22 protein-coding genes are annotated in these 25,803 nt (G+C 72.0%); 5 read left to right on the forward strand and 17 right to left on the reverse strand.

Annotated features, from left to right (window positions below):
- Window positions 1-5: 5 nt before the first annotated feature.
- The 3 genes from EIZ62_RS08360 to nsdA all read right to left on the reverse strand — a co-directional run bounded on the left by EIZ62_RS08360 (window position 6) and on the right by nsdA (window position 3,534).
- Entirely contained in the window at window positions 6-344 is a 339-nt protein-coding gene (locus EIZ62_RS08360; RefSeq protein WP_156692077.1) for a P-II family nitrogen regulator, read from the reverse strand.
- Window positions 341-1,687, reverse strand: coding sequence for an ammonium transporter (locus EIZ62_RS08365; protein WP_156692078.1), 1,347 nt, complete (start codon window positions 1,685-1,687; stop codon window positions 341-343). The genes EIZ62_RS08360 and EIZ62_RS08365 overlap by 4 nt, the downstream gene beginning before the upstream one ends.
- 374 nt (window positions 1,688-2,061) lie before the next feature.
- On the reverse strand, window positions 2,062-3,534 hold the full coding sequence (nsdA, locus tag EIZ62_RS08370) for a transcriptional repressor NsdA (protein ID WP_156692079.1): 1,473 nt from the start codon (window positions 3,532-3,534) through the stop codon (window positions 2,062-2,064).
- Between the two features lie 428 nt (window positions 3,535-3,962).
- Here nsdA and EIZ62_RS08375 point away from each other — a divergent pair, with 428 nt between their 5' ends.
- Entirely contained in the window at window positions 3,963-4,613 is a 651-nt protein-coding gene (locus tag EIZ62_RS08375) for a bifunctional DNA primase/polymerase (protein ID WP_156692080.1), read from the forward strand.
- 96 nt (window positions 4,614-4,709) lie between these two features.
- Here the strand turns inward: EIZ62_RS08375 and ftsY are convergent, their stop codons facing one another.
- A complete protein-coding gene (ftsY, locus tag EIZ62_RS08380) occupies window positions 4,710-5,936 on the reverse strand; it encodes a signal recognition particle-docking protein FtsY (RefSeq protein WP_156692081.1) in 1,227 nt (408 codons plus the stop codon).
- Window positions 5,937-6,075: 139 nt separating this feature from the next.
- Here ftsY and EIZ62_RS08385 point away from each other — a divergent pair, with 139 nt between their 5' ends.
- Both EIZ62_RS08385 and EIZ62_RS08390 read left to right on the forward strand, forming a co-directional pair.
- Window positions 6,076-7,524, forward strand: a complete 1,449-nt coding sequence (locus tag EIZ62_RS08385; RefSeq protein WP_156692082.1) for a cytosine permease — start codon at window positions 6,076-6,078, stop codon at window positions 7,522-7,524.
- 60 nt (window positions 7,525-7,584) lie between these two features.
- Entirely contained in the window at window positions 7,585-8,562 is a 978-nt protein-coding gene (locus EIZ62_RS08390; RefSeq protein WP_156692083.1) for an LLM class flavin-dependent oxidoreductase, read from the forward strand.
- A gap of 40 nt (window positions 8,563-8,602) precedes the next feature.
- On the opposite strand, the gene EIZ62_RS08395 is transcribed toward EIZ62_RS08390, so the two are convergent.
- From EIZ62_RS08395 to EIZ62_RS08415, 4 genes are all read right to left on the reverse strand, one after another.
- On the reverse strand, window positions 8,603-10,021 hold the full coding sequence (locus EIZ62_RS08395) for a sugar porter family MFS transporter (protein ID WP_156692084.1): 1,419 nt from the start codon (window positions 10,019-10,021) through the stop codon (window positions 8,603-8,605).
- Between the two features lie 254 nt (window positions 10,022-10,275).
- Window positions 10,276-13,845 carry a chromosome segregation protein SMC gene (gene smc / locus EIZ62_RS08400; protein WP_156692085.1) on the reverse strand — a complete coding sequence of 1,190 codons (3,570 nt, stop codon included), beginning with the start codon at window positions 13,843-13,845 and terminating at the stop codon, window positions 10,276-10,278.
- A 211-nt stretch (window positions 13,846-14,056) separates the two neighbouring features.
- On the reverse strand, window positions 14,057-14,266 hold the full coding sequence (locus tag EIZ62_RS08405) for a hypothetical protein (RefSeq protein ID WP_073754570.1): 210 nt from the start codon (window positions 14,264-14,266) through the stop codon (window positions 14,057-14,059).
- 414 nt (window positions 14,267-14,680) lie between these two features.
- A complete protein-coding gene (locus tag EIZ62_RS08415) occupies window positions 14,681-14,962 on the reverse strand; it encodes an acylphosphatase (RefSeq protein WP_156692087.1) in 282 nt (93 codons plus the stop codon).
- Window positions 14,963-15,115: 153 nt separating this feature from the next.
- Here EIZ62_RS08415 and EIZ62_RS08420 point away from each other — a divergent pair, with 153 nt between their 5' ends.
- A complete protein-coding gene (locus EIZ62_RS08420; protein ID WP_156692088.1) occupies window positions 15,116-15,997 on the forward strand; it encodes a CAP domain-containing protein in 882 nt (293 codons plus the stop codon).
- Between the two features lie 197 nt (window positions 15,998-16,194).
- Here EIZ62_RS08420 and mutM read toward each other — a convergent pair whose 3' ends face one another.
- The 9 genes from mutM to EIZ62_RS08465 form a co-directional block, all read right to left on the reverse strand.
- The gene (gene mutM, locus EIZ62_RS08425) at window positions 16,195-17,070 is read right to left on the reverse strand and encodes a bifunctional DNA-formamidopyrimidine glycosylase/DNA-(apurinic or apyrimidinic site) lyase (protein ID WP_156692089.1); all 876 of its coding nucleotides are present in this window, start codon (window positions 17,068-17,070) and stop codon (window positions 16,195-16,197) included.
- A 115-nt stretch (window positions 17,071-17,185) separates the two neighbouring features.
- Window positions 17,186-18,031 carry a ribonuclease III gene (gene rnc, locus EIZ62_RS08430; RefSeq protein ID WP_156692090.1) on the reverse strand — a complete coding sequence of 282 codons (846 nt, stop codon included), beginning with the start codon at window positions 18,029-18,031 and terminating at the stop codon, window positions 17,186-17,188.
- Window positions 18,032-18,066: 35 nt separating this feature from the next.
- Window positions 18,067-18,240 carry a 50S ribosomal protein L32 gene (gene rpmF / locus EIZ62_RS08435; protein WP_156692091.1) on the reverse strand — a complete coding sequence of 58 codons (174 nt, stop codon included), beginning with the start codon at window positions 18,238-18,240 and terminating at the stop codon, window positions 18,067-18,069.
- A gap of 2 nt (window positions 18,241-18,242) precedes the next feature.
- Window positions 18,243-18,854 carry a YceD family protein gene (locus EIZ62_RS08440; RefSeq protein WP_244375560.1) on the reverse strand — a complete coding sequence of 204 codons (612 nt, stop codon included), beginning with the start codon at window positions 18,852-18,854 and terminating at the stop codon, window positions 18,243-18,245.
- Window positions 18,855-19,026: 172 nt separating this feature from the next.
- Window positions 19,027-20,100 (reverse strand): ATP synthase F0 subunit B, encoded by a 1,074-nt coding sequence (locus EIZ62_RS08445; protein ID WP_156692092.1) that lies wholly within the window; start codon window positions 20,098-20,100, stop codon window positions 19,027-19,029.
- Window positions 20,101-20,199: 99 nt separating this feature from the next.
- Window positions 20,200-20,679 carry a pantetheine-phosphate adenylyltransferase gene (gene coaD, locus EIZ62_RS08450; RefSeq protein WP_208827824.1) on the reverse strand — a complete coding sequence of 160 codons (480 nt, stop codon included), beginning with the start codon at window positions 20,677-20,679 and terminating at the stop codon, window positions 20,200-20,202.
- Window positions 20,680-20,705: 26 nt separating this feature from the next.
- On the reverse strand, window positions 20,706-21,290 hold the full coding sequence (rsmD, locus tag EIZ62_RS08455; RefSeq protein ID WP_156692094.1) for a 16S rRNA (guanine(966)-N(2))-methyltransferase RsmD: 585 nt from the start codon (window positions 21,288-21,290) through the stop codon (window positions 20,706-20,708).
- 39 nt (window positions 21,291-21,329) lie between these two features.
- On the reverse strand, window positions 21,330-23,516 hold the full coding sequence (gene recG / locus EIZ62_RS08460) for an ATP-dependent DNA helicase RecG (RefSeq protein ID WP_156692095.1): 2,187 nt from the start codon (window positions 23,514-23,516) through the stop codon (window positions 21,330-21,332).
- Between the two features lie 108 nt (window positions 23,517-23,624).
- Window positions 23,625-25,235 (reverse strand): DAK2 domain-containing protein, encoded by a 1,611-nt coding sequence (locus tag EIZ62_RS08465; RefSeq protein WP_244375562.1) that lies wholly within the window; start codon window positions 25,233-25,235, stop codon window positions 23,625-23,627.
- A gap of 241 nt (window positions 25,236-25,476) precedes the next feature.
- On the opposite strand from EIZ62_RS08465, the gene rpmB reads away from it, so the two are divergent.
- A complete protein-coding gene (rpmB, locus tag EIZ62_RS08470) occupies window positions 25,477-25,662 on the forward strand; it encodes a 50S ribosomal protein L28 (protein WP_156692096.1) in 186 nt (61 codons plus the stop codon).
- Window positions 25,663-25,803: the final 141 nt, after the last annotated feature.

A 25,803-nucleotide genomic window follows, 5' to 3' on the forward strand; every position in this document is an offset into this window, starting at 1 on the left:
CGTCTCTACAGTGCGTCGGGGCCGCGTTCGCCGGTGCGGACGCGTACGGCCGTCTCGACGGGGACGCTCCACACCTTTCCGTCACCGATCTTGCCGGTGCGGGCGGCCTTCACCACCACCTCGATGAGCTGTTCGGCGTCCTCGTCCTCGACCAGCACCTCGATGCGGATCTTGGGGACGAGGTCGACGGTGTACTCGGCGCCGCGGTAGACCTCGGTGTGGCCGCGCTGGCGTCCGTAGCCGCTGGCCTCGGTGACGGTCAGGCCCTGGATGCCGAAGGCCTGGAGGGCCTCCTTGATCTCGTCGAGCCGGTGCGGCTTGACGACCGCGGTGATGAGCTTCATGCGTCCACCTTCTTGTTCGGCGCTGCGGGCAGGGGCTCGGTGAGGGTCTTGCGCGAGCCGGCACCGCCGCCGGCGCCGCTGAAGTCGTACGCCGTCTCGGCGTGCTCGACCTGGTCGATGCCCCGGACCTCATCGTCCTCGCTGACGCGCATGCCCATGACCTTGTCGATGGCGAAGGCGAGCAGCGCGGAGACGACGAGGGAGTAGGCGAGGACGGCGAAAACGCCGGTGGCCTGCTTGCCGAGCTGTTCGAGGCCGCCCCCGTAGAAGAGGCCCTTGGCCTCGGACTGGACGCCGCCGGTGGCGAAGAGGCCGACCAGCAGGGAGCCCGCGATTCCGCCGACGAGGTGGACGCCGATGACGTCGAGGGAGTCGTCGTAGCCGAACTTGTACTTCAGGCCGACGGCCATGGCGCACAGCAGGCCCGCGACGGCGCCGATGGCGATCGCGCCGAGCGGGGAGCAGGAGCCGCCGGCGGGGGTGATCGCGACGAGGCCGGCGACCGCGCCGGAGGCGGCGCCGAGGGTGGTGAAGGCGCCGTGGCGGATCTTCTCGTATGCGAGCCAGGCGAGCATGGCGGCGGCGGTGGCGACCTGGGTGTTGACGAACATGACGGCGCCGACGCCGTCGTCGTTGCCGAGCCAGGAGCCGGCGTTGAAGCCGAACCAGCCGAACCAGAGCAGTCCGGCGCCGAGCATGACCAGCGGCAGGCTGTGCGGGCGCATCGGGTCCTTCTTGAAGCCGACGCGCTTGCCGATGACCAGGATGACGCCGAGGGCGGCGGCGCCGGCGTTGATGTGGACGGCGGTGCCACCGGCGAAGTCGATGACGCCCATCTCGAAGAGCCAGCCGCCGGTGCCCCAGACCCAGTGGGCGACGGGGAAGTAGACGACGGTGACCCACAGGGCGATGAACAGCGCCCAGGCGGTGAACTTCACGCGGTCGGCGAGGGCGCCGCTGATCAGGGCGGGGGTGATGATCGCGAACATCAGCTGGAAGACGGCGAAGACGTACACCGGGATGGTGTAGCCGGGCCACAGTTCGGTGAGCCCGATGCCGCTGAGGCCGACGTAGTCGGACGACCATCCGACGACGGAGCCGGAGTCGGTGCCGAAGGCGATGCTGAAGCCGTAGAGCACCCACAGGATCGTGACGATCCCGAGGCTGATGAAGCTCATCATCAGCATGTTGAGGGTGGACTTGACGCGGACCATGCCTCCGTAGAAGAAGGCGAGGGCCGGTGTCATCAGCATCACCAGGGCGGAACAGATGAGCATGAACCCGGTGTTGGCGGCAGACAGCGTGGGTGCGTCTGCGGCAAGGGTCGTGATGCCTGGGGGCATCGGCGTCTCCTCGTCGTCGGTACGGCCTGTGCGGGGCGGAGCCGGGCTTGCGCGGCTTTGAGGGGTGGCCGGTTGTGAGCCAGAGATTCGCGCAGCGCGGTTTCCGTCGATGCCGCACGATGTTTCGCCGCAGTGACGAAGAGCGCCCGTGTGTTACGCCGCCATGAACCGCTGGGTCACGCGCATGTAACGGGAGTACCCTCGCCGCACGTCACGGACCGGCCGCGACTGTCACCCTGTTGACCTGGCAATGGGGGAGCCGAGTCGGGCTGTACGGGGTGACGGTCGCGGCCGGGGTCTGGTGGTGCGGCCGGGTCCGGGATCGTGGCCGGAACGGGCCGGTGGGCCCGGGTGTGCGCCCGGGCCGTGGCGGGTCAGACCGCTTCGGCGGTCTCGGGCAGCTGGGCGGTGAGGACGTCGGTGAGCCGGACCACCTCGGGTACGTCGCCGAAGTCGCGGGCGGCGGTGTCGACGGTCTTGCGGAGCCGGGTGTTCACCCGCTCGGAGCGGATGCGGCGGGCGACGCCGAGGGCGGACTCGGCCAGCCTGGTGGCTTCCTCGGGCTCGCGCTTGAGGAGGTGCACGGTGGCCATGCCGACCAGGTTCAGCGCGTACGACCGCTGGTGGTCCTCGTCCTGGGAGAAGAGGTCCACGGCCCGGTGCATCACCGGTTCGGCGAGCGAGGCGTAGGTGGGGCTGCGGCCCGCCACGTAGGCGAGGTCGCGGTAGGAGTGGGCGTTCTCGCCGTTGAGTTCGGCCTCGGAGAAGAAGCTGATCCAGTCGGGGTCGGGCTCGTCGTCGAAGCCGACGTCGCCGAAGGTGTCCTCGGCCATGCGCACGGCGCGCTTGCACTTGCCGGGCTGGCCCATGTTGGCGTACGCCCGGGCCTCCATCGCATACAGCATGGCCTGGGTCCGGGCGGTCGCGCAGTCGCGGCTTCCGTACTGGGCGAGGTGGATCAGTTCGAGCGCGTCGTCGGGGCGGCCGAGGTGGATCATCTGGCGGCTCATGGAGGAGAGGATGTACGAGCCGAGCGGCTTGTCGCCGGCCTCCTTGGCGGCGTGCAGGGCGAGCACGAAGTACTTCTGCGCGGTGGGCTGGAGGCCCACGTCGTAGCTCATCCAGCCGGCCAGTTCGGCCAGTTCGGCGGCGCATTTGAACAGGCGTTTCGCGGTCGCGGCGGGCTGTGGCTCGCCGAGCAGGTCGGTGACCTCGTGGAGCTGGCCGACGACCGCCTTGCGGCGCAGGCCGCCGCCGCACTGGGCGTCCCACTGGCGGAACATGACGGTGGTGGACTCCAGCAGGTCCAGCTCCGCGCGGGAGAGCCGGGTGGGGCGGCGCGGGGCGGCCGGTTCGGCGCGGGCCGGTTCGGCGGCCGGGGTGGGGACGAGCCAGCGCTGCATGGGCTCGATGAGGGCGGGGCCGGCGGCCAGGGCGAGCGAGGTGCCGAGGAAGCCGCGCCGGGCGAGCATCAGGTCGCTGCGGGAGAAGTCGCTGAGCAGCTCGACGGTCTGGGGGCCCGCCCAGGGGAGGTCGACGCCGGACACCGAGGGTGACTGGTGCGCGGTGCGCAGGCCGAGGTCCTCGACGGCGACGACGCTGCCGAAGCGCTCGGAGAACAGCTCGGAGAGGATGCGCGGGATGGGCTCGCGCGGCTGCTCGCCGTCGAGCCAGCGCCGTACCCGTGAGGTGTCGGTGCTGATGTGGTGTGCGCCCATCTGGCGCGCCCGGCGGTTCACTTGGCGCGCCAGCTCGCCCTTGGACCAGCCGCTGCGCACGAACCACGAGCTCAGTTGCTCGTTCGGGCGCTTCCCGGCATTCGTACCGTCTGCGCCACTGCCGCCCACTGGAACGCCCCCATCCGCTGATCACCGTTGCGCGAACCCGTATCAGCATGCCGTCAAAGGTGGTTGCCCGTCCGGAGGTTGCACCCTTCGAACAGGAAACCGGCTTGCCTGCGGCATACCCATCGGCGAGGCCTCTACCCCGGGGGTTCGTGCACTGAAAGTAATCCTACGATCACCCGTCCGGCGAGGCCGTTTCCATAAACGCCACCATTCGCCACCCCTTCGAATGAACTCCCCTGCCGCCAGGCGCGATTCACTTGACACTACGACGATCGGGAGTCGGCGGACGGTGGCATGTGCAGGCGCGCGCCACGGGCCGCACCACCTCGTGCACCACCGTGCGCCGCCCGTGGGAGCGCGGCGGCGACACAGGGTCACGGGGGAACTCCGGGTCGTAACCACCGGCGAGTTCCACCGTTGGAGGGGACATGGGCTTCACGATCGGCGGCACCCGCATCCTGTCCGGCTCGCGTCGGCGCGGCGCCCGCGCCACGGAGTGCACCGTGGTGGCGGAGTACACCGGCCTGTGGGGCTGGGACGTGGTCCCCGGCGCCCGGGCCGCCTCCGGCCGCTGCTCCTGCGGCGACGTGTCCTGCCCGGCCCCGGGGGCGCATCCGCTCGGCTTCGCGCCCGAGGTGCCGGCGGGTTCGACGCTCGACACGGTCACCGAGGTGTGGTCGGAGTTCCCGGGCGCGGCGCTGATGCTGCCCGTGGGCCGCTCGTTCGACGTGCTGGAGGTCGCCGAGCGGGCGGGGCGCCGGGCGCTGGTGCGGCTGGAGCGGATGGGCCTGCCGCTGGGCCCGGTGTGCGTGACGCCGACGGGCCGGGCGCAGTTCTTCGTGGCGCCCGGGGCGGCGGCGGAGCTGCCGGGGCTGCTGTACCGGATGGGGTGGGACGACGCGGACCTGGACCTGCGGTGTCCGGGTGCGGGCGCCCACATCACGGCGCCTCCGTCGGACCACGCGGGCCTGGGCCCCTGCCGCTGGCTGCGCCCGCCCACCCTGGACGCGGGCGCCCCGCCGCAGGCGAGGCTGCTGCTGGGCACGCTGGCGTACATCTGCCACCGGTCGGGCATGTAGCGGGCCCGTGGGACGCGGGTTGTCGAACGCCGCCGGGGCGGCACCTCTCGTGAGGTGCCGCCCCGGCGGCTTCGTCGTGGTGGGGTCCCCAGGGGGTCAGTCCCCGATCAGGGCGTCGACGAACGCCTCCGGCTCGAAGGGGGCCAGGTCGTCCGGGCCCTCGCCGAGTCCGACCAGCTTCACCGGGACGCCCAGCTCCCGCTGGACCGCGACGACGATGCCGCCCTTGGCGGTGCCGTCCAGCTTGGTGAGCACGATGCCGGTGATGTCGACGACCTCGGCGAAGACGCGGGCCTGCACGAGTCCGTTCTGGCCGGTCGTGGCGTCCAGGACGAGGAGGATCTCGTCCAGCGGGCCGTGCTTCTCGACGACGCGCTTGACCTTGCCGAGCTCGTCCATCAGGCCCGTCTTGGTGTGCAGCCGGCCCGCCGTGTCGATGAGCACCACGTCGGCGCCCTCGGCGATACCTTCCTTCACCGCGTCGTAGGCGACCGACGCCGGGTCGCCCGCCTCGGGGCCGCGCACGGTGCGCGCGCCGACCCGCTCGCCCCAGGTCTGGAGCTGGTCGGCGGCGGCGGCGCGGAACGTGTCCGCGGCGCCGAGCACGACGGACTTGCCGTCGGCGACCAGGACGCGCGCCAGCTTGCCGGTGGTGGTGGTCTTGCCGGTGCCGTTGACGCCGACGACCATCACGATGCCCGGGGTGTCCAGGTCGCTCTCGGTGTGGACGGTGCGGTCCAGGTCGGTGCCGACCAGGGTGAGCAGTTCCTCGCGCAGCAGGGTGCGCAGTTCCTGCGGCGTACGCGTGCCGAGGACCCTCACCCGCTCGCGCAGGCGCTCGACCAGTTCCTGGGTGGGGGTGACGCCGACGTCGGCGGTCAGCAGCGTGTCCTCGATCTCCTCCCAGGTGTCCTCGTCGAGGTGCTCGCGCGACAGCAGCGTGAGCAGTCCCTTGCCGAGGCTGTTCTGCGAGCGGGCGAGCCGGGCGCGCAGCCGGACGAGCCGGCCGGCGGTCGGCTCCGGGACCTCGATCTCGGGGGCGGGCGGGGCCGCGACGAGCGGGTCCTCGACGGCGGCGGGGGCCTCCAGGGCCTCCTCGGCCGTCGGGAGGCCGACCTCCTCGATGGTGCGGCGCGGTTCTTCCCGCGGTGTCTCCGCCTCCTCGCCGACGTGCGGCTCGGCGGGCGGAGCGGTGATGGTCGGCGGGGCCGGCGGCGCCTCGGGCGGCGGCAGCTTCTTCTTTCTGCGGCTGCCGACCACGAGTCCGCTGATCGCGCCGATCGCGACCAGGGCGATGACTACAGCAAGGATGACGATTTCCATAACCCGTCCAGTATCGGCCACGACCGCCACGACGAGCGGTCCCGGAGCGTGCACCGGGGCCCGTGGCCCCTGTTTGGACCTCTTTGGGGAGGAACGTACGATCGTCGGGTTCCCCCTCCTCCCCGCACGGAGCTGACCCATGCCCCACGCCTCCGACGCCGAAGGCGCCATAGAGACCCGCGGTCTCGAACCCGTCCCCGATGCCGAGCGCACCGGTCACGTCCGGGAGCTCTTCCCCACCTGGGTCGCGGCGAACATCAGTGTGCTGCTGCTCACCATGGGCGCCGGCCTGATCGTCTCCAACGGGCTGAACTTCTGGCAGGTGCTGACGGTCGCGATCGCCGCGCCGGTCCTGTCGTACGGGATCGTGGGCGTGATCTCGATCGCGGGCAAGCGCGGCGGCTCCCCCGGCATGGCGCTGTCGCGTGCGGTGTTCGGGCAGCGCGGCAACCTCTTCCCGGGGACGCTGATCTGGGTGGCCCGGTGGGGCTGGGAGACGATCAACGCGGTGACCGGTGCGTACGCCGTGCTCACGGTGCTCGATCTGCTCTTCGGGATCGAGAGCAGCACCCCACTGATCATCGTGACGCTGCTGCTGTTCGTCGCGGCGACGTTCCTGGTCTCGGGGCTCGGGATCAACGCGCTGCGGGTGTGCTCGACGTGGTCCACCTACCTGTTCGGCGCGTTCTCGGTCCTGGTGCTGGTCCATCTGGTCGCCAACACCGACTGGAGCGCCGTGTTCGCCCGGCCGGCCGGGTCGACGGCGATGATGGTCGCGGGGATCGGCACGATCGCGGCGGGCGGCATCAGCTGGGTGCCCTCCGGTCCGGACTTCACCCGCTACCTGCCGCGTACGGCGTCGTCCAGGGCGGTCGTCGGGTCGACCGTCGGGGGCGCGGGCATCGTGGTGCTGCCGATGGTGCTGATGGGCGCGGTGATGGCGGTGTCGACGCCGAGCCTGGCGTCCGCGCAGGATCCGGTGTCGTTCATCGGTGAGCTGCTGCCGGCGTGGATCTCGGTGCCGTACCTGGTGATCGCGCTGATCGGCATGCTGCTGATCAACTCGATGTCGATGTACTCGGCCGGGTTCACCGCGCAGACGCTGGGCATCAACGTGCCGCGCACCTGGGCGGTGAGCGTGAACGCGGTGATCTCGCTGGTCTTCGGCTTCCTGCTGATGGTGGTGGCGACCAGCTTCATCGGGTCGTTCATCTCGTTCCTGACGCTGCTGGCGGTGGCGTTCTCCGCGTGGATCGGTGTCTTCGGCGTGGACATGCTGCGCCGCCGGTCGTACGACGGCGAGGCGCTGATGGACACCTCGCGGACGAGTGCGTACTGGTACCGCGGTGGTTTCGCGTGGCCGGCGATGGTGGCGTGGGGCGTGGCGCTGGTGGTGGGGCTGCTGTTCACCAAGGTGGACTGGTTCTCGGGGCCGCTGGCCGGTTCGTGGATCGGTGCGAACGGTCTGGGCTGGCTGGTGACGATCGTGGTGGCGGCCGTGCTGTACGCGGTGCTGCCGCGCCCCGCCCGGCCGGCGAGGGCGGACGACCCCGAGCCCGAGGCCGCGTCGGCCACCCTTTGCATCTGACGCATCGTCAGCTAACGTCCCCCTTCGCCGGGTCTTCCGTCCGGCGGAGGGGGACGTGTCGTGTACACAGTGGTCCGGTTCAACCTGGTCGCCCCCGGTGCGGCTCCCGACGCCCTGGCGGGCCGCTACCGCGCGGCGCTGGAGATGGCCGCGTACGCCGACGGGATCGGCGTCGACACGGTGCAGACGGAGGAGCACCACGGCGCCTCCAACAACTGGCTGCCGTCCCCGTTCGTCTTCGCCGGGGCGGTGTTCGGCGCGACCCGCCGGATCGCCGTGACGGTCTCGGCGGTGATCGGCCCGCTGCACGACCCGCTGCGGCTGGCGGAGGACGTCGCGGTGCTGGACCTGCTGTCGCAGGGGCGGCTGGTGACGGTCGCGGGCGTCGGCTACCGGCCGGAGGAGTACGCGGCGCACGGCGTGGACTGGGGGCGGCGCGGGAAGCTCCAGGACCTGCTGCTGGAGACGGTGCTGCGGGCCTGGACGGGCGAGGAGTTCCCCTACCGGGGCCGTACGGTACGGGTCACCCCGCGCCCGTACACCCGGCCGCACCCGCCGCTGCTGGTGGGCGGTTCGTCCCGGCCCGCCGCCCGGCGCGCGGCCCGGCTGGGGCTGCCGTTCTTCCCGAGCGCGCACCTGCCGGAGCTGGAGGCGTACTACCACGAGCGGCGTGCCGCGTACGGGACGGAGGGTTTCTGCGTGATGCCGGCCGCCTTGACGCGGCTGCTGCACCTGTCGGAGGACCCCGACCGCACCTGGGCGCTGTACGGGGAGCACTTCCTGCACGAGGCGCGGACGTACGCCTCGTGGCAGTCGGCGGGCGTGACGTCGGCGGTGCGGTCGCGCGCGGCGACGGTGGAGGAGCTGCGGGCGGAGGGGGTGTACCGGGTGGTGACGCCCGGGGAGTGCCTGGCGCCGGGCGCCGGGAGTCTCGTGCTGCATCCGCTGTGCGGGGGGATGCCGGTGGACGAGGGGTGGCGCTCGCTGCACCTGTTGGGGGAACACGTACTGCCCCGGCTCAAGGCCGTCGGGGCCTGAACCGGGGCAGTTCCGTGATCGAGGAGAGGGGCAGCGGGGTTTAGCCCATCTCCTCCAACGCCTTGCCCTTGGTCTCCTTCACGTACTTGAGCACGAAGGGGATGGAGAGCACGGCGAAGACCGTGTAGATGATGTAGGTGCCGGAGAGGTTCCAGTCCGCCAGGGACGGGAAGCTCGCGGTGATGGCCCAGTTGGCGATCCACTGCGCGGAGGCGGCGACGCCGAGGGCGGCGGCGCGGATCCGGTTGGGGAACATCTCGCCGAGGAAGACCCAGACCACCACGCCCCAGGAGAGGGCGAAGAAGAGCACGAAGACGTGGGCGGCGATCAGGGCCACCACGCCCTGCGCCTCGGGCAGCTTGCCGTCGACGAGGTCGGCGGAGAAGGCCCAGGCCTCGAACGCGAGGGCGATCGCCATACCGGCGGAGCCGACGAGGGCGAGCGGACGGCGCCCGACCCGGTCCACCAGGACCATCGCGATCACGGTGCCGATGATGTTGATGATCGACGTGGTGAACGAGTAGAAGAACGAGCTCGACGGGTCGATGCCCACGGACTGCCACAGCGTCGAGGAGTAGTAGAACGCGACGTTGATGCCGACGAGCTGCTGGAAGACGGACAGTCCGATGCCGACCCAGACGATGGGCAGGAAGCCGAAGCGGCTGCCGAGCAGGTCACGGAAGGTCGACTTGTGCTCGCGGCGCATGGCGTTCTCGATCTCGGCGACGCGCGCGTCCAGGTCGACGCCCTTGCCCTCGACCTCGGAGAGGACCTCCTTGGCCTTGTCCTTGCGGCCGACGGAGATCAGGAAGCGGGGCGACTCGGGGATCGCGAAGGAGAGCAGGCCGTACAGCACGGCCGGGATCACCATGACGCCGAGCATCCACTGCCAGGCCTCCAGGCCGGCGATCTCGCCGCGCTGGTCGCCGTCGGCCATGTTGAGGATGGCCCAGTTGACGAGCTGGGAGACGGCGATGCCGATGACGATCGCGGCCTGCTGGAAGGAGCCGAGGCGGCCGCGGTAGGCGGCGGGGGCGACCTCGGCGATGTACGCGGGGCCGATCACGGAGGCCATGCCGATGGCGAAGCCGCCGACCACGCGCCACATGGCGAGGTCCCAGAGGGCGAACGGCAGGGCGGAACCGACGGCGCTGATGGTGAACAGGACGGCGGCGATCTGCATGCAGCGGATACGGCCGATGCGGTCGGCGATCCGGCCGGCGGTCGCTGCGCCGATGGCGCAGCCGATCAGGGCGATGGCGATGACCTGGGCGAGGGTGCCGGAGCCGATCTCGTACCGGTGGCGGATGGCCTCGACGGCGCCGTTGATGACGGAGCTGTCGTAGCCGAAGAGGAATCCGCCCATCGCGGCGGCGGCCGTGATGAAGATGACATGGCCGAGGTGGTCGGGATGGGCCTCTCGGGCCCCCGACGGCGACGGCTGCGCGGTGCTGGTCACGTGAACTCCTGGTACCCGGCGCCGTCGCCGGGCATGGGGGGCGAGCCCTTCAAGTGGCGCACAACTTCACGCCGCCCACCACTTGAAGGTAAAAGCAACGTTGCAGAGACTATGCCTTCAAGTTTCGAAGTCAAGAGTCTTCGGACCACGAATCTTCCGGCACGGCGTGTCGGGCTTGCGTTCAGTAAATGAAACAACTGGTCAGGGGCTGGTCACCACTGCCCAGCCGGAGTCGGCTGCGGGCGTACCCCAGCTCAGCGCAGGCGCTGGCTGATGACCTTCGACACCCCGTCGCCCTGCATGGACACGCCGTAGAGCGCGTCCGCGACCTCCATGGTCCGCTTCTGGTGGGTGATCACGATCAGCTGGGAGCTCTCCTGGAGCTCCTCCATGATCCGGATCAGCCGCTGGAGGTTGGTGTCGTCCAGCGCCGCCTCGACCTCGTCCATCACGTAGAACGGGCTCGGTCGCGCCTTGAAGATCGACACCAGCATGGCGACGGCCGTCAGCGACCGCTCCCCACCGGACAGCAGCGACAGCCGCTTGACCTTCTTGCCCGGAGGGCGGGCCTCGACGTCCACGCCCGTGGTGAGCATGTTGTCGGGGTCGGTCAGGACGAGCCGCCCCTCGCCGCCCGGGAAGAGCCGCGAGAACACACCCTCGAACTCCCTCGCCGTGTCGCGGAAGGCCTCCGTGAAGACCTGCTCGACGCGTTCGTCCACCTCCTTCACCACCTGAAGGAGGTCGGCCCGCGTCTTCTTCAGGTCTTCGAGCTGCTCCGAGAGGAACTGGTGGCGCTCCTCCAGCGCCGCGAACTCCTCCAGCGCCAGCGGATTCACCTTCCCGAGCTGCTGGTACGCCCGTTCGGCCGACTTCAGGCGTTTCTCCTGTTCGGCGCGGACGAAACGTCTCGGCTGGTTCCGCGGGTGCTCCGGATCCTCGGGCAGCTCCTCCCCCTCGGCCGGCAGCGACGGCGGAACGGGCTGGTCCGGCCCGTACTCGGCCACCAGGGCCGCCGGTTCGACGCCCAGTTCCTCCAGCGCCCTGGTCTCCAGCTGCTCGATGCGCAACCGCTTCTCGGCGCCCAGCACCTCCCCGCGGTGCACCGAGTCGGTCAGCTTGTCCAGCTCGCCCTTCAGGTCCCGTCCCCGGGCCCGGGCCGCCGCCAGGTCCTGCTCGCGCGCCGCCCTGGCCTCCTCGGCGGCGGCCCGCTCGCGGTCGGCCCGCACCAGGGACACCTCGACGTGCGCGAGGAGCTGGCGGGCCCCGGAGGCGACGGCCGCGGCGACCTCCGCCTCGTGCCGGAGCCGGGCGCGGCGCTGCTCGGCACGCGCGCGTGCCTCCCGTTCGGCGCGGGCGGCCCGGTCCAGTCCGTCGGCGCGGCCCGCCAGGCCCTTCACCCGCTCCTCGTGGGTACGCGCCTGGAGCCGGGCCTCCATCTCCGTCTGGCGGGCGTTCGCCCCGTCCGCGGCGAGCCGGTCGCGCACCGAGGTGTCGGGCTCCTCGTCCCCGCCGTCTCCGAAGGGGCCCGACTCCTCGGCGACCAGCAGCCGCTCGGCCAGCTCCTCGGCCTCCCCGGTGGCCCTCTCCAGGGTCTCCTGGGCGCGGGCGGCCGCCGCGGCGGCCCGCTCGGCCTCACCCGCGGCGCCGCGCGCCTGCCCGGCGAGCCGCCCCAGCGACTGCGCGACCTGCGACTTCTCGCGGTCGGCGACCCTGCGTCGCTCGGCCAGCTCCTCGACGCGCGCGACGGCGTCCCGGCGCCGCCCGGTGGCCTCGGCCTGGGCGGCGGCCAGCTCCTCGCACCGTACGGCCAGCTCGGCCAGCTCCGCGGCGGCCTCGTCGACGGAGGCCTGCACCTCCAGGAGGCTGGGCGCCCCGGCCGACCCGCCCTGCGCGAAGTGCGCCCCGAGGACGTCGCCCTCGGCGGTGACGGCGACCAGCCCGGGGCGCGCGTACACCAGGTCCTCGGCGTCCTCCAGGCCGTCGACGACCACGACGTCCCGCAGCAGGCGCCGCACGGCCGGCATCAGCTCCTCCGGCCCCCGCACCAGGTCGGCGGCGTACGTCCGGCCCGCCTCGCGGGGCTGGTCCCCGGGCTCGCCCGGCAGGCCGGCCGGCAGCAGGGCCGCCCGGCCCGCGTCCTGCTTGCGCAGGTGCCGGATCGCCTCGGCCGCCGTCGCCGGGTCCCGTACGGCGACCGCGTCGGCGGCGGCTCCGAGGGCCGCGGCCACCGGCACCTCGTAGCCGGGCGTCACGGTGAGCAGTTCGGCGGCCGGGCCCAGCAGGCCGTCCAGGCGGGCGGCGGCCTCCAGCAGGGCGCCCGTCCCGTCCTTGCGGCGCAGGCCCAGCGCCAGCGCCTCGTGCCGGGCGGCCAGGGCGGCCCGCCTGCGTTCCGCCGTGGTGGCGGCCTCCCGCGCGGCGCTCAGTGCGGCCTCCGCCCCGGCCAGCTCCCGTTTGGCCGCCTCGTGCCGCTCGGCGAGCTCGGCGTCACCGGCGTCCAGCCCGTCGACCTCCGCCTGGAGCGCCTCGTACTCCTCCTGCGCGGCGACCGACCGTTCCTGGGCCTCGTCGCGGGCGGCGGCCAGCCGGTCGATCTCGGCCTGGGCGGAGGCGGCGCGCGAGCGGGCGGCGGCGACCTGCCCGCTGAGGCGGGCCAGCCCCTCGCGCCGGTCGGCGATGGCCCGTGCCACGTCCTTCAGGCGCCGCTCCTCCACCGCCAGTTGCCGCTCCAGCTCGGCGCGGTGGGCGACGGTGTCCTCCAGGGCCCGCTCGGCCGCCTCCAGCGCGGCCTCCAGCTCCGCCTCCTGCTCGCGGATGCGGGCGGCCTCCCGTTCCAGGTCCTCGGGGTCGCGTCCGCGCCGCTCCTCCACCGGTGGTGCGGTGGCGCTCTTCACCCGCGCGTCGGCCAGGGAGACCGTGCCGCGCACCCGCTCGGCCAGCTGCGACAGCTCGTGCCAGGTCGCCTGGGCCCGCTGGAGCCGGGGCGAGAGACGCCGCACCTCGTCCTCCAGGCCGGCCTCCCGGGTGAGGGCGGCCTTCAGCTCGGCCTCCGCCCGCTCCTTGCGCTCCTTCAGCGCGGCCTCGTCGGCGATCTCCGTCCTCAGCGCCTCCTGGAGGCGTACGAGGTCGTCGGCGAGCAGCCGGAGCCGGGCGTCGCGCAGGTCGGCCTGGATGACGGCGGCCCGCCGCGCCACGGCGGCCTGCCGGCCCAGTGGCTTGAGCTGCCGGCGCAGTTCGTCGTTGAGGTCCTGTACACGGGCGAGGTTGGCCTGCATCGCGTCCAGCTTCCGCAGCGCCTTCTCCTTGCGCTTGCGGTGCTTGAGGACGCCGGCGGCCTCCTCGATGAACGCCCGGCGCCCCATCGGGTCGGCGTGCAGGACGGAGTCGAGCTGGCCCTGCCCGACGATGACGTGCATTTCCCGGCCGATACCGGAGTCGCTGAGGAGGTCCTGGATGTCGAGCAGCCGGCAGGTGTCGCCGTTGATCTGGTATTCGCTGCTGCCGCCCCGGAACATGATCCGCGTAATGGTGACTTCGGCGTAGTCGATCGGCAGCGCGCCGTCGGAGTTGTCGATCGTGAGGGAGACCTCGGCGCGGCCGAGCGGCGGCCGGCCGGTCGTCCCGGCGAAGATGACGTCCTCCATCTTCCCGCCGCGCAGCGACTTGGCTCCCTGTTCCCCCATGACCCAGGAGAGCGCGTCCACCACATTGGACTTGCCCGAGCCGTTGGGCCCCACGACGCACGTGATTCCCGGTTCGAACCGGAGGGTGGTGGCGGAGGCGAACGACTTGAAACCACGCAGGGTCAGGGCCTTGAGGTGCACGCCCCAGGACTCTACCTGCCGCTTCCCGTTTGACCCATGAATGCGCAGGGCAGATCAGAGGTCAAGGATCAGTGGCCGTGGGATGACGGCCGGGGGAAGGGAAAAGAAAGAAGGGACGCCGAAGCGTCCCTTGCATATCCAGCGAGAGTGTTTCTCACCCTGCCCGTGACCTACAGGTTCCGGTGACGGGCTGTGCCGATGGGGGCTGGGATCAGGTGAGCGCAGGCTCCGCCTTGGGTACGTCGATGTCGATGCCGTCGAGCAGCGACTCGCTGTGTGCGGCGGCGTTCAGCGCGTCGTTCTCGGACTGAATCCGAACGAGCTCGGACTCGAGGTCCTGGACGCGCTGCTGAAGCCGTCGCATCTCGGCGAGAAGTCGCGGGTCGGAACCGCCGACATAACCGAGAAGCGCCTTTGCCATGACTTTTGGTCCTCCACACTGAATGACCGACCGAAGCGGTGTGGGTCGTGAGGGATTCGCACCCGCGGTGTCCGGCAGTGCTTGGTGCCGCTGCGGTTCTCACTGCCAAACAGCTAAGGTGCGCGGGGCTTCCAGAGTCTCACCAAAAAGTTTGACGGTCAACACGATCACGCCCGGCATCGTGGGCCAACCGGGGGGCCGCGGCCGCGAACCGGTGCGGCGGCGCCTCTCACTGCGGTGCCCAGGGGCGTGCGGACGATCCTCCAGGACCCTTTGGATCATCCTTACCCGCGCAGCCTGGCACGGCAAGCGATTCTTGGCAACCACCAGGTCATTTCTGCCGTACGCACATGCCCGCGGCGGCGACGGCCGGGCCCGGCGCCCTGACCGGCGCCGATGCGACGACCAACATCGTCAGCGGATGGCGAAGCCGTCATAGCCGCCGCGCGGGGCGTCCCAGATCTCGGTGACTCCGTCGACCGTGCCGGGTGTGTCGCCGGAGCGAAGCCACTCCAGCAAACGGTGGCAATTCTCACTCGGGCCCTCGGCGACGACCTGCACCCTGCCGTCCTCCAAATTGAGGGCGAAGCCGGTGAGCTTTCCGATCTCCAGAGCATTCGCCCTGGTGAACCAGCGGAAGCCCACTCCCTGTACTCGGCCGCGTACCCAGGCGGTGAGCCGTGCGTCTTCGTTCATGGCTGCACGCTAACCGGCCAAAAGCACTCGGAGCACTTCTCCCCCAGGCGTCATGGCGTACAGTCCCGTCGACATGAGCCTCACCCGTTCGGACGAGCGAGGCGAATGACCTTGACGTACATGACCAGACGTCGAAGCAGGAAGGCACAGCACATGGGACGCCACCGGAAGAAGCGGGTCACCGTACCCGTCCGCACCGGGCTGCTCGGCGCCTCCGCCGCCATGGCGGTGGGTGCCGTCGCCGTGACCTCCGGACTGCTGCCCGGTGGCGACACCTTCACCGTCGGCGACAGCGGCTCCGCCGAGCGCGTCCACGCCGGTGACCTGCCCGAGCTGAACGCCCAGGGCGGCGCCAGCACCACGCCCGAGCGCCCCTCGACCCCGGCGAGCCGGAGCGCCGAGCGGTCGCTCGCCCCTTCCAAGGCGCCCGCGCCGTCGCCGTCCACGCCGTCCGCCCCGTCCTCCTCCGCGCCGCCGAAGAAGACGCAGCCGCCGAAGACGAAGGCGCCGGCCGCCCCGGCTCCCCAGAAGACGGCCGCCAAGAGCGCGGCCCCCAGCCGTACGGCCACGCCCACGCCCACCCCCGAGCGGACCACCGCGCCGCCCAAGGCCCCCGTCGCCCCCTCCTCCCCCGCCGCCCCGTCCGACAACAGCCGCGAGACGGCCGCCGAGGCCGCGGTCCTCACCCTGGTCAACGCCGAGCGCGCCAAGGTCGGCTGCAGCCCGGTGCAGGCGTCCCGCGGCCTCGCGTCCCTGGCCGGCGCGTACAGCAGGGACATGGCGGAGCGCGGCTTCTTCTCGCACACCGACCCCGACGGGGCGACGCCCTGGGACCGGGCGGCGAAGGCGGGCGTGCAGGGCCTCGCGGCGGAGAACATCGCCCGCGGCCAGGCGGACGCGGCCGCCGTGATGGAGTCCTGGATGAACAGCGACGGCCACCGCGCCAACATCCTCAACTGCGACTACACCCGCCTCGGCGTCGGCGTCCACTTCGCCGAGGGCGGCCCGTGGTGGACGCAGAACTTCGGCTTCTGACACCGCGTCGCCGCTCCCCGGCCTACTTCTGAACCGGCAGGTCCGGGTGGGTGGAGAGCAAGATCAGGTAGGCGACGGCCGCGGCCGTGCCCGTGGCTGAGAGAGCGAGAGCCGCGCCCCGCTGCGTCGCTCATGCGGCGATCGAACCAGCCTGCCTCCGGCGGGCCGCCGGCGCCCCAAGGCTCGCGGCCGGAGCCCTAGGACGCCGTGCGGGGCGGGGTCAGGCGGGGTGGGCGCTGGCAGCGGGGGCAGAAGTAGCTAGAGCGGTTCATCCAGGGGCGGCGGCGCATCGGGGTGCCGCAGCGTCGGCAGGGCTCGCCCTCGCGGCCGTACGCGTCCAGGGACCGGTCGAAGTAGCCCGACTCGCCGTTGACGTTGACGTACAGGCTGTCGAAGCTGGTGCCGCCGACCGCGAGCGCGGCCGTCATCACGTCCCGGACGTGTCCGAGGAGCTCGACGGAGCGGGGCCGGGTCAGGCTCGCAGTGGGGCGGTCGTAGTGGAGGCGGGCGCGCCACAGCGCCTCGTCCGCGTAGATGTTGCCCACACCGCTGATCAGCGACTGGTCGAGCAGGGCGCGTTTGACCGTCGTACGGCGCAGGCGCAGCGCCGTGTGGAAGGCGGTGTCGTCGAACTCGGGGTCCAGGGGGTCGCGCGCGATGTGCGCGATCGCCAGGGGAAGCCCGTCGGGGGTGTTCTCGTGCAGCGAGAGCCCGCCGAAGGTGCGCTGGTCGACGAAGCGCAGCTCGGTCCCGAGCCCGTCGTCGAAGCGGATGCGGATCCGCAGGTGCTTCTCGTCCGCCGCGGCCTCCGGCTGTACGAGGAGCTGCCCGCTCATGCCGAGGTGCCCGAGCACGGACGCGTCGGTGTCCTCCAGCGGCAGCCACAGGTACTTGCCGCGCCGCCGCGCGACGCCGAAGCGGTGCCCCGTCAGCCGGGCGGCGAAGTCGGGGCCGCCCGCGAGGTGCCGCCGGACGGCGCGGGGGTGCAGGACCTGGACGTCGGAGACGGTCCGGCCGCTGACCCAGCGCTCCAGGCCCCGTCGTACGACTTCGACCTCGGGCAGCTCGGGCACGGGGCTCCTTCACGGGCTCGCGGGTGCGCAGGACATGGCGCGGGGGCCATGGGCGCGCGGGGTCATGGGAAAGCCCCGCCGCACTGGGTGTGCGGCGGGGTCAGAAGCGAATGGCTCAGGCCGTGGTCTGCCGGGCTCCGGCGGCCGAAGAGGCGTCGGCGGCCTCTTCGGAGCCGTCGCCGGCCTCCCGGCCCGCGTCCGCGGCGGATTCGGCCGCGGCCTTGGCCGCCGCCTCCCGCTCGTCCGCGGCGGCCCGGATGGCCCGCCAGGCGGACTCCGCCGCCTGCTGCTCCGCTTCCTTCTTGCTGCGGCCGGTGCCGGTGCCGTACGAGACACCACCGACGCGGGCAGCAGCAGTGAAGGTCTTCTCGTGGTCCGGTCCGGTCTCGGTGACCAGGTACTCCGGAACGCCGAGGCCCTCGGCCGCGGTCAGCTCCTGGAGGCTGGTCTTCCAGTCCAGGCCGGCGCCGAGGTTCGAGGACTTCTCGATCAGCGGGTCGAAGAGCCGGTGCACCAGCTCGGACGCCGCTTCGAGGCCCTGGTCGAGGTAGACCGCGCCGATCACCGCTTCCAGGGTGTCGGCGAGGATGGATGCCTTGTCCCGGCCTCCGGTGCCTTCTTCACCACGGCCGAGCCGGATGAAGGAGCCCAGGTCGAGGCCGCGGCCGACCTCCGCCAGCGCACGAGAGTTGACCACCGCGGCCCGCAGCTTGGCCAGCTGGCCTTCGGGCAGGTCGGGGTGGGTGCGGTACAGCGTGTCCGTGACCACCAGGCCGAGCACGGAGTCCCCGAGGAACTCCAGCCGCTCGTTGGTGGGCAGACCGCCGTTCTCGTACGCGTACGAACGGTGGGTCAGCGCACGCACCAGAAGGGCGGACTCGAGGTGATACCCGAGCCGCCCTTCCAGAAGCGTGTGGGACGAGGCCGTGTTTTCCGCCTGCTTCTTGGCGTCATCCGCCATTTTGTGGCTAGACACGGTGCCTCTCACCAGCCCGCTCAGACCGAGAGGACCTGGCGCTTGTTGTACGTGCCGCAAGCGGGGCACGCGATGTGCTGCTGCTTCGGCTCCTGGCAACGCTCACACGAAACCAGGGTGGGGACCGCAGCCTTCCACTGCGACCGGCGGTGGCGCGTGTTGCTGCGCGACATCTTCCGCTTCGGAACAGCCACGGCTACTTCTCCTGCTTCTCGTCGACGCCCGCTTCGGCGCCGCCCATGTTGTCCTTCTCACCGGTCCCGAGTGAATCGGCGAGTCCCTGCAGTGCCGCCCAACGAATGTCGACGGCGTCGTGGTGGTGGTCCGGGTCGTCGTTCAGGCTGGCACCGCATTCGGCGCACAGCCCGGCGCAGTCCTCCCGGCACACCGGCTGCATCGGCAGTGCGAGCACCACCGCATCACGCAGCACGGGCTCGAGGTCGAACATGCCGTCCTCGAGCGGGGTCATGTCCTCGTCGTCCTCGGCATCGTCGTCCGCGGCCTCCTTGCGGTGGCCCCGGGCATCGCTGCTGTCGGAGGGGTACGAGAACATTTCCTGGAAGTCCGCCGCAACCTCCTGGCGCAGCGGCTCCAGACACCTTACGCACTCCCCCTCGGCCGACGCACGGGCGGTGCCCGTGACGAGCACCCCTTCCATGACCGACTCGAGGCGGAGGTCCAGCTCGACGGGTGAGCCCTCGGGCACGCCGATGACTCCGTCGATGCCGAGGTCCGCGGGGGCCTCGACGCTGCGGGAGAGCCGCTGGAGGGCACCGGGACGCCGACCCAGCTCGTGCGTGTCGAACACGAGGGGGTTGCGGTGGTCGAGGCGCGTACTCAGGGCTCTTCCTGCTTTCGGATCGTGTGGGGGGCGGCCCGGCGTCGCAGTGACGCCTACGCGGGCACGCTGGATCGCGGACGTACTCGCGACCGAAGAGCCAGGATACTGGACGCTTCGCTCACAGCCCAATCCGCTCCGGTCAGTGCCCCTGCCCCTGGCCGTGGCCCTGCTCGTAGCGGCGCAGCTGCTCCAGGTCGATCATGCTGGTGTCGAAGAAGCTGGTCTCGTCGAGCGCCCCGCCCTGCTGCTGCGACTGGGGCTGCGGCTGTGCGGGCTGCTGCTCGTACCCGTAACCCTGCTGCGCGTAGCCCTGGCCATGACCCTGGCCCTGGTCGTAGCCCTGGTAGGCGTACGGGTCCTGCGGGTAGCCGTAGGCGTCGTGGGGCTGCTGGTAGGCGTACGGGTCGGGCTGCTGGGCCGGGATGTGGGCGGCGGCGGGCTGCTGGACGGGCGGGACGCCCTGCGCGGGCTGCGGCACCGGGTCGGCCAGCTCGGCGAGGCCCGCGAGGTAGTCGGCGTCGCTGGTGTGCTGCCTGCCGCCGGCCGCCGCGTCCTGGGCGGCCATGTGGGCGCCGAGGTCGTCGGTGGCGATCCGGCCGTGCAGCTTCTGCCGGCCGCGGCCGACCGCCTCCAGGGTCTTGGTCAGTACGGCCTCGAAGGCGCTGATCTTGGCGTCGACGTAGTCGTCCGCGCGGCGGACCAGGGTCTGCGGGTCGGCGCTGTACTCGGGGGCGTCCTCGTCCGCGTACCCCTGGTCGTCCAGGCCGGGGCCCCGGCCGAGGAGCTTCTCGCGGCCCCGGTCGACCGAGCCGATGGTCTTGGTGAGGACGACCTCGAAGTTGGCGAGCTTGGAGTCGACGTAGTCGTCGGCCTCGGCGCGGATCTCGTCGGCCTCCCGGCGGGCGTCGGCCAGGATGCGGTCGGCCTCCTCCTGGGACCGGCGCGCGACCTGGGTGTCCGAGATCAGCGAGCCGCGTTCGGCGTGGGCGGCCTCGATGATCCGCTCGGCCTCCTGGCGGGCCTGCTCGACCAGCTGCTCACGGCCGCCGATCAGCTCCTGGGCCTGGGCCAGCGAGCCCGGCAGGGCCTGGCGCAGCTCGTCGAGCATGGCGAGCAGCTCGGCGCGGTTGACCACGCAGGAGGCCGACATGGGCATGGAACGGGCGCTCGCGACCGTCTCGACGATCTCGTCGAGCTTCTTCTGCACGTCCACCGTGTGCTCGCCACTCTCTACAGCCGGGATGGAGACGGACGGGACGACTGTAAGGCCAGTCGGCGGCACCCCGACACCGGGTGACGGGCAGTCAGTCCGTCACTTCTCGCCCAGGCGCTGGACCAGGGCCTGGTGGACGACCGGCGGGAGCAGGTGGGAGACGTCACCGCCCCAGGCGGCGACCTCCTTGACCAGCGAGGAGGACAGGAAGCTGTAGGTCGGGTTGGTGGGCACGAAGAGCGTCTCCACGCCCGACAGCCCGTTGTTCATCTGGGCCATCTGCAGCTCGTAGTCGAAGTCGCTGACCGCGCGCAGCCCCTTGACGATGGCGGGGATGTCGCGCTCCTTGCAGAAGTCGACGAGCAGACCGTGGTGGGACTCCACCGTGACGTTGCCGTACTCGGCGGTGACCCGGCGGATGAGGTCCATCCGCTCCTCGACCGTGAACAGTCCCTTCTTGGACTGGTTGATCATCACCGCGACGTGGACCACGTCGTACAGCTTGGAGGCGCGGGCGATGATGTCGAGGTGCCCGTTGGTGATGGGGTCGAACGACCCCGGACAGACTGCGCGGCGCAACTGAAGTCCCTCGCTCTCCGAACCGGTCATCGTGCGTCTTCGCACGTAGAGGCGGCGCGACCGTACCAAAACGTTCCCTCGCCGTAGCGACGGGCCCGCAGTGGTTCGAAACCGTCCGGCCAGCGGAATTCCCCGCCCCTGGTGCTGCGCTCCACGGTGACGAGCGCGTCGTCGGCGAGCCAGCGTTTGGTGCGGAGTGTGAGGAGGATCTCGCCAAGATCGTCGTCGGAGACCGCGTACGGCGGGTCGAGGAAGACGACGTCGTACGGGTCGGCCGGCGCCGTCCCGGTCACGATCTGTTCGGCCTTCCCGGCGCGGACCTCGGCGCCGGGCAGGCCGATCACCCGCACGTTCTCCCGGACCGTACGGACGGCCCGCTGGTCGGCCTCGACCAGCAGCGCGTGGGCCGCGCCCCGCGACAGGGCCTCCAGGCCGACGGCGCCGGACCCGGCGTACAGGTCGGCGATGCGGATGCCGTCGAGCGTCCCGAGGAGCGCCTCCCAGGTGGAGAACAGCCCCTCACGCGCCCGGTCGGAGGTGGGGCGGGTGCCGTTGCCCGGCGGCACGGCCAGGCGGCGTCCGCCAGCCGCGCCGGCGATCACGCGGGTCATCTGTGGTCCTTCCGGTGCTGATGAGTCCACGATATGGGCTCAGCCCTTGTCCAGATACCGCTCCCGCTCCTGGTCGAGGAGGGCGTCCAGAGCGGTGCGCAGCTCCGGGAGGTGTTCGAGGCCGGGGTCGGCGGCGACCACCGCCACGGCCTCCTCGCGGGCGGCCGCGATGATCTCCTCGTCGTCGATGACGGCGAGCATGCGCAGGCTGGAGCGCACACCGGACTGGGCCTGCCCGAGGACGTCTCCCTCCCGGCGCTGTTCGAGGTCGACGCGGGAGAGCTCGAAGCCGTCCAGGGTGGCGGCGACGGCGGACAGCCGGCCGCGCGCGGGGCTCGCCTCCGGCATCTCGGTGACCAGCAGGCAGAGCCCCGGGGCGGAGCCGCGGCCGACGCGGCCCCGCAGCTGGTGCAGCTGGGAGACCCCGAACCGGTCCGCGTCCATGATCACCATCGCGGTGGCGTTGGGGACGTTGACGCCGACCTCGATGACGGTCGTGGCGACCAGCACGTCGGCCTCGCCCGCGGCGAAGCGGCGCATGACGGCGTCCTTGTCGTCGGGCGCCATCCTGCCGTGCAGCACCTCGACGCGCAGACCGGCGAGCGGGCCCCTGGCGAGCTGGTCGGCGACCTCCAGCACGGCCAGCGGGGGCCGTTTGTCCGCCGTCTCGTCCCTGGCCTTCTTCTTCTCGTCCTCCTCGTCACCGATCCTGGGGCACACCACGTACGCCTGGTGGCCGTTCTCCACCTCCTCGCGGACCCGCTCCCAGGCGCGGGCCAGGAAGTGCGGCTTGTCGGCGGCCGGCACGACATGACTGGCGATCGGCGAGCGCCCGGCGGGCAGCTGGTCCAGTACGGACGTCTCCAGGTCGCCGAAGACGGTCATGGCGACCGTGCGCGGGATCGGTGTGGCGGTCATGACCAGCAGGTGCGGGGGCTGCTTGCCCTTGCCGCGCAGGGCGTCGCGCTGCTCCACGCCGAACCGGTGCTGCTCGTCCACCACGACCAGCCCCAGGTCGTGGAACTGCACCTTGTCCTCGATCAGCGCATGGGTGCCGATGACGATGCCCGCCTCGCCGGTCACCAGGTCCAGCAGCGCCTGCCGCCGCGCCGCGGCGCCCATGGAGCCGGTGAGGAGCACGACCTTGGTGGCCCGCTCGGCACCGCCCAGCATGCCGCCCTCGGCCAGCTCGCCCATCATCTCGGTGACGGACCTGTGGTGCTGCTGGGCGAGGACCTCGGTGGGCGCCAGCATGGCCGCCTGGCCGCCGGCGTCGACCACGGCGAGCATCGCCCGCAGCGCCACCATGGTCTTTCCCGAACCCACCTCGCCCTGGAGCAACCGGTGCATGGGGTGCTCGGTCGCCAGGTCGTCGAAGATCTCCTTCGACACCTTCCGCTGCCCCTCGGTGAGGGTGAACGGCAGCTTCGCGTCGAACGCGTCGAGCAGTCCGCCCGGGACCGGTTTCCTCGCCTGCGCGGGCAGTTGGGCGTCGTCGAACCGCCGCCGGGCCAGCGCGACCTGGAGGACGAACGCCTCGTCCCACTTCAGCCGGTCCCGGGCCTCGGCGACGTCGGCCCTGGTCCGCGGGCGGTGGACCTTGCGCAGCGCGTCGGGCAGCCCGATGAGCCCGCGCCCGTCGCGCAGCGTCGGCGGCAGCGGGTCGAGCGCCTCCTGGGCACTGGGCAGCACCGCGTCGACCGCCTTCGCGATCTTCCAGGACTCCAGCTTGGTGGTCGCCGGATAGATCGGGATGAGGGCGCCGGCCCAGCTGTCCACGGCGCTCTCGCCGTCCTCGCCCCGCAGCAGCTCGTACGCGGGGTGGGCGAGCTGCGTCTTGCGGTTGAACACCGACACCTTGCCGGCGAACATCGCGCGCGTGCCGGGCAGGAGGTCCTTGTGCGGCTTGTGGACGCCCTTGCCGAAGAAGACCAGTTGCAGCCGCCCGCTGCCGTCGGTGATGGTCACCTCCAGCCGCTGGCCGCGCCCCTTGGCGCCGTTGAACGTCAGCACACGGGCGTCCGCGACCCGGGCCACGACCGTGACGTGCTCGTCCAGCGGCAGGTCGGCGAGGGTGGTGAGCTCGCCGCGCTCGGCGTACCGCCGGGGGTAGTGGTGGAGCAGGTCGCCGACGGTGTGCAGGTCGAGGTGCTCGGCCATCACCTTGGCGGTGGCGGCGCCGAGCTGCTTCTTCAGTGGTTCGTCGAGAGCTGACACGTCTCCCATTGCACACCACGGCACCGACAACGGTCCGCAGGCGGCGGCGTACCGGGGTGGGGCGGTGCCACAACGCGTCAGGAGCGAGCCCCGCGGGGCGACCGGTCAAGGCGGGGGTTACTCGACGCCGATGAGGAGGAGGGGGGCGCCGGGGCCGCCGGGGTAGGTGACCGTGTCGACGGCGAGGTGGGTTTCGCGGACGTGGGCCTCCAGGTGCGCCGCCAACTCCGCCGGAGCGTCGTCGGCGACGACGAGGGTGACCAGTTCGCCGCCGGCCGACAGCATGCGGTCCAGCACCGTCTCGGCGATGGTCGCCACGTCCTGACCGATCACGGCGACGTCCCCGTCGATCAGGCCCAGCACGTCGCCCGCCTGGCAGACGCCGGCCGAGGTGAACGACTGGTGCTCGGCGACGGCCAGTTCGCCGTAGCGGGTGGCGCCCGCGGCCGCGGTCATGGCGACGACGTCCTCGTCGAAGCGCCGTTCCGGTTCGTGGACGGCGAGCGCGGCGATGCCCTGGACGGCGGCGCGCGTGGGGACGAGGGCGACCCGGACGCCCTCCGCACGCGCCTGTTCGGCGGCGGCCGCCGCGGTGTGCCGCAGGGCGGCGTCGTTCGGCAGGAGGACGACCTCGCGCGCGTGGGCCCGCCGGATGGCGTCGACGAGTTCGCCGCTGGCCGGGGGCTCGCCGGGCCGGGCCAGCACCGTCGTGGCACCCGCCTCGGCGCACAGGCGGGCGAGCCCCTCGCCGGGCAGGACGGCCACCACGGCGCGCCCCGCGCGTTCCTCGGGCGCCGCGCCCGTACCGGACGTACCGAAGTGGGTGATCCGGATGCGGTGCGGGCGCCCCGCCTCGACGCCCGCCTCGACCGCCGCTCCGGCGTCGTCGACGTGGACGTGGACGTTCCACAGGCCGTCGCCGCCGACCACGACCAGGGAGTCGCCGAGGGCGTCGAGCCGGTCGCGCAGCCGCGCCACGGCCGTGTCGTCGGCCTCCAGCAGGTAGATGACCTCGTAGGCGGGCCCGGCGTCCGCGCAGGGCTCGGGCACGGGTGCCGCCGCCCGGGGCGCGCGGGGGCCCCGGGCGGGCGCTTCCCCGGTGACCGTCTCGACCAGCGCGCCCAGCATGGTGACCAGCCCGCGTCCGCCCGCGTCGACCACGCCGGCCCGCTCCAGGACGGCGAGCTGGGCCGGGGTGGCCTCCAGGGCCGCCCGGGCCCCGGCGTACGCGGCCCGGGCGACCGCGACCACGTCCTCGTCGCCCGCCGCGCAGGCGTCGCCCGCCGCGCCCGCCGCTCCTGCCGCGACGCTGAGGATCGTGCCCTCGACGGGGTGCGCGACCGCTTCCCGGGCGGAGCCGGAGGCCCTGCGCAGGGCCGTGGCCAGGTGGTGTCCGTCACGTCCTTCGGCGAGGACCTCGCTCATGCCGCGCAGGAGCTGGGACAGGATGGTGCCGGAGTTGCCGCGGGCGCCGATCAGGGCGCCGTGCGCCATGGCGCGGACGGTGTCGGCGAACTCGGGGGTCTCGATGGCGGCGAAGACGGCCTCGACCGCCTGGGCGGCGGACTCGACGGTCAGGTAGAGGTTGGTGCCGGTGTCCCCGTCCGCGACCGGGTAGACGTTGATCGCGTCGATCTCCTCGCGCTCCCGGCCGAGCGCTTCCAGCGCGAGGGTGCACCAGCTGCGGACCACTGCGGAATCGAGCGCCTGCGGCAGGGTCTGCGGCACCTGGTGTCCTCCTTGAGCAGCGCTGACTGCTCCGCAGCGTAGACCCCGGGCGGCGTCCGGCGGCGGGGCGGGGGCCGGGCGAACCGTGGTAGTTTCGTTGAACGGGAGCAGTCGTTGTATGCTGCTCCGGTTGCCCGATGAGAGTCGGGCCATTCCCCCGGCAACGCCACTTCAGTCACCAGATCTGATTCCGGCTCGCCGGATTTCACTGTAAATGCATCTGAAGTCTTTGGAGTGACCCGTGGCTGCCAACTGCGACGTCTGCGGCAAGGGGCCGGGCTTCGGCAACAACATCTCCTTCTCGCACCGCCGTACGTCTCGTCGCTGGAACCCGAACATCCAGCGCGTTCGTGCCGTGGTCGGTGGGACGCCGAAGCGCCTCAACGCTTGCACCTCGTGCATCAAGGCCGGCAAGGTCTCGCGCTAACGCCGACGAGGTTCGTCGTAGCGCAGCCCCTGCGGTTGCCTTATAAGCCGGTCCACCTCGGTGGACCGGCTTTTTGCCGTACCCGCGCGTGCCCGCGCGTACTCGCCCCGGGGCCGGGGCGAGGGCCACGCCCCCCGCCCT

This window comes from Streptomyces ficellus, from assembly GCF_009739905.1.
In the GTDB taxonomy this organism is placed as follows: domain Bacteria; phylum Actinomycetota; class Actinomycetes; order Streptomycetales; family Streptomycetaceae; genus Streptomyces; species Streptomyces ficellus_A.